Annotated in this window: 4 protein-coding genes; 3 read left to right on the top strand and 1 reads right to left on the bottom strand. The window is 73.7% G+C overall.

The genetic code is table 11. The features are described from left to right. Positions 1-586: TetR/AcrR family transcriptional regulator (locus EAO77_RS36300; RefSeq protein WP_147992557.1), on the bottom strand; the 586-nt coding region annotated here is incomplete at its 3' end. A 215-nt stretch (positions 587-801) separates the two neighbouring features. Here EAO77_RS36300 and EAO77_RS36295 point away from each other — a divergent pair. The 3 genes from EAO77_RS36295 to EAO77_RS36285 form a co-directional block, all read left to right on the top strand. Continuing rightward, complete coding sequence (locus EAO77_RS36295; protein ID WP_147992556.1) at positions 802-1755, top strand: ABC transporter permease; 954 nt, start codon at positions 802-804, stop codon at positions 1753-1755. Further along, on the top strand, positions 1748-2533 hold the full coding sequence (locus EAO77_RS36290) for an ABC transporter ATP-binding protein (protein WP_147992555.1): 786 nt from the start codon (positions 1748-1750) through the stop codon (positions 2531-2533). Before EAO77_RS36295 ends, EAO77_RS36290 begins: the two co-directional genes overlap by 8 nt. Before the next feature lie 54 nt (positions 2534-2587). Further along, the coding region (locus tag EAO77_RS36285; protein ID WP_147992554.1) for a serine/threonine-protein kinase at positions 2588-3482 on the top strand (895 nt) is incomplete at its 3' end.

Below are 3482 nucleotides of genomic sequence, written 5' to 3'. Positions count from 1 at the left end.
CCGCCGAGACCGCCAGGCCGTCCAGGTACCCCTTCGGCAGGTCGCCCCGCACCACCACCAGCCGCCAGTACAGCGGTCCGACGACGAGGTCCAGGAGGCGGTCCGGATCGGTCCCCTCGGGCAGTTCGCCGCGCGCGACCGCCTCGCGCACGACGACGGCGGCCACGCCCCGCCGGCCGTCGAGCAGGGGTGCCTTGACGGCGTCGGCGATCTCGGGACTGCGCGCGGCCTCCACCAGCAGTTCCGGGATGACCTGCGAGGCCACGGGGTGGCGCAGCGCGTGGGCCGCTACCTCCAGGAGCGCGCGCACGTCCCCGTGGAGCGATCCGGTCGCCGGCGCGGGCAGCCCCTGGACGGCGACGGCCGTCACCAGGTCGAGCACCAGCGACAACTTGGACTTCCAGCGCCGGTAGACGGCCGTCTTGCCGACGCCGGCCCGGCGGGCGATGCCCTCGACGGACATCCGGGCGAAGCCGACGGAGGCGAGTTCCTCGAAGACGGCGGCGCGGATCGCGTCGGTGACGTCCTCCCGGAGCACGGCGGCTCCGGCGGGGGCACGTCGCGGGGTTCCCGGGGGCTCGGTCATGTCCGGAAGCATACCCGCGACGACGAAACGGTTGCGTCCCGACGTGACAGCGTCCTACCCTCGTCGTAGCGACGAAACGGTACCGTTCCGTCGTCATGGCGTCACCGGCCGGCGTGCCCGCGCGGCTCCCGCGCCGATGACCCGTCCCGGCACAGCGACCCCGGCCGGCCCCGCCCGTCACCGCTCCGGGCCCCGACCACCGAAAGCGATCTCGCGTGACCACAGCCCTCACCACCCCCGCACGCCCCCCGGCTCCGGCTCCGCCGCCACCGCCTTCACCGCCCGGGGACCCCGGACAACCGGTGGATCTCGCGGCGCTCGCGGCCCGGCACGGACTCGTCGTGAGCGGCGCACGCCCCTCCCTCGGGGTGTACATCCGCCGGCTCTGGTCGCGGCGCCACTTCATCACCGCGTTCGCGACCGCCCGGCTCACCGCCCAGTACAGCCAGGCCCGCCTCGGCCAGGTGTGGCAGCTGGCCACACCGCTGCTCAACGCGGCCGTCTACTACCTGATCTTCGGCATCCTGCTCGGCACCGGCGACGACGTGCCCGACTTCGTGCCGTTCCTGGTCACCGGCGTCTTCATCTGGACCTTCACGGCCAACTCGATCATGGCCGGGACCCGCGCCGTCTCCGGCAACATCGGCCTCGTGCGCGCCCTGCACTTCCCGCGCGCCTCGCTCCCCCTCGCGCTCGCCCTCCAGCAGCTCCAGCAGCTGCTGTTCTCCCTCGGCGCGCTGGTGGCGATCCTGTTCTGCTCCGGCGAGTTCCCGCGGGCGTCCTGGCTGCTGGCGGTCCCGGCGCTGGCGCTCCAGGCTCTCTTCAGCACCGGCGTCGCCCTCGCCGCGGCCCGGGTCGCCGCCGCCACCCCGGACGTCGCGCAGCTCATGCCGTTCCTGCTGCGGACCTGGATGTACGCCTCGGGCGTCATGTGGTCCATCGACGAGGTGCTGGCCGACGGACGCGTGCCCGGGGCCGTGGCGGCGCTCATCCGCTACAACCCGGCAGCGCTCTACATCGACCTGGTGCGCTTCGCGTTCATCGAGTCCTTCACCGCAGACCGGCTGCCCCCGCACGTGTGGGCGGCCGCCGGACTGTGGGCGGGCGTGTGCGCGGCCGGAGGGTTCGTCTTCTTCTGGAAGGCGGAGGAGCGGTACGGCCGTGGCTGACATCGAGCGGGTCCCGACCGTCGTCGTCGACGGCGTCCACATCACCTACCGGGTCAACGGCGGGCGCACCGGCCGCGGCAGCGCCACCTCGGCCCTCAGCCGGATCGTCTCCCGCCGTACGGTGCCCGGCGTACGCGAGGTGCACGCCGTCAGGGGCGTCAGCTTCGCCGCGTACCGGGGCGAGGCGATCGGGCTGATCGGATCCAACGGTTCCGGGAAGTCGACGCTGCTCAGGGCGATCGCCGGCCTGCTGCCGACGGCCCGGGGCAAGGTCTGGACGCACGGGCAGCCGTCGCTGCTCGGCGTCGACGCCGCGCTGATGCCGGACCTCACCGGCGAGCGGAACGTGGTGCTCGGCGGGCTGGCAATGGGCATGAGCCGGGAGCACGTCCGTGAACGCTACGACGACATCGTCGAGTTCTCCGGCATCAACGAGAAGGGCGACTTCATCTCCCTGCCCATGCGCACCTACTCCTCCGGCATGGGCGCCCGGCTGCGCTTCTCCATCGCCGCGGCCAAGGACCACGACGTGCTGCTCGTCGACGAGGCGCTGTCCACCGGCGACGCCCGTTTCCGCCGCCGCAGCCGGGAGCGCATCGACGAACTCCGCGAGCGCGCCGGCACGGTCTTCCTGGTCAGCCACAGCAACTCCGCCGTCACCGAGAGCTGTGACAGGGCGATCTGGCTGGAGGCGGGTGTGCTGCGGATGGACGGGCCCGCGAAGGACGTGGTCGCGGCCTACGAGGAGTTCACCGGCGGGCGGGCCGGGCGACGCTGATCCGGTGGCGGATCCGGGTAGGCTCCCCTGCTGCCGTCGGCCGAGGGGGATGGAATGGGCGGGACACGGGGGCCACAGCCGCTGCGCGAGGACGACCCGCGCGAGGTCGCGGGCTACAGGCTGCGGGCCAGGATCGGCGAGGGCGGCATGGGCACCGTCTTCCTCACCCGGGAGCGGGACGGGCGGCGGCCCGTCGCCCTCAAGCTGATCCGGCGCGAGCATGCGCAGAACGAGCGGTTCCGCCGCCGCTTCGCCCGCGAGGTCCAGGTGGCCCGCACCGTCCAGGGGGCCCATCTTGTACCGGTCGTCGACCACGACGCGGAGGCCGAACTGCCCTGGCTGGCCACCCGTTACGTACCGGGGCTGCCGCTCGACGAGGCGCTCCGGGAGTTCGGCCCGCTGCCGGCCGCCGCGGCCCTGCGCCTGACGGCCGGCGCGGCCCACGCACTGGCCGCGGTGCACGCGGCGGGACTGGTCCACCGGGACGTGAAACCGGCCAACGTGCTGCTGGCCGCCGAGGGACCGTGGCTGATGGACCTCGGGATCGCCCGCGACACGGACGGCACCTCCGCGCTCACCACGGTGGGACGCATGGTCGGCACCCCGCGGTACATGTCGCCCGAGCACGCCCTCGGCCGCGATCTGACGTCCGCGTCGGACGTCTTCACGCTCGGCCTGGTCGCCGCGGAGGCGGTCACGGGGCGGCATCCGTACGGCGAGGGCGGCGGTCTGGTCGTCGCCACCCGTATCGCGGGCACCGAGCACGACCCGCCGGACCTGAGCGCCCACCCCGCCCCGCTGCGCGATCWGATCGCGGCGACCAGGCCGAGCGTGAAGACGTCCGACGCGGACGTCAGATCGCGGCCGAGGGCGTGCTCGGGCGACATGTACCGCGGGGTGCCGACCATGCGTCCCACCGTGGTGAGCGCGGAGGTGCCGTCCGTGTCGC

The organism is Streptomyces sp. T39 (assembly GCF_008042045.1).
Taxonomy (GTDB): domain Bacteria; phylum Actinomycetota; class Actinomycetes; order Streptomycetales; family Streptomycetaceae; genus Streptomyces.
This window is presented reverse-complemented; position numbering and strand designations above follow the sequence as displayed.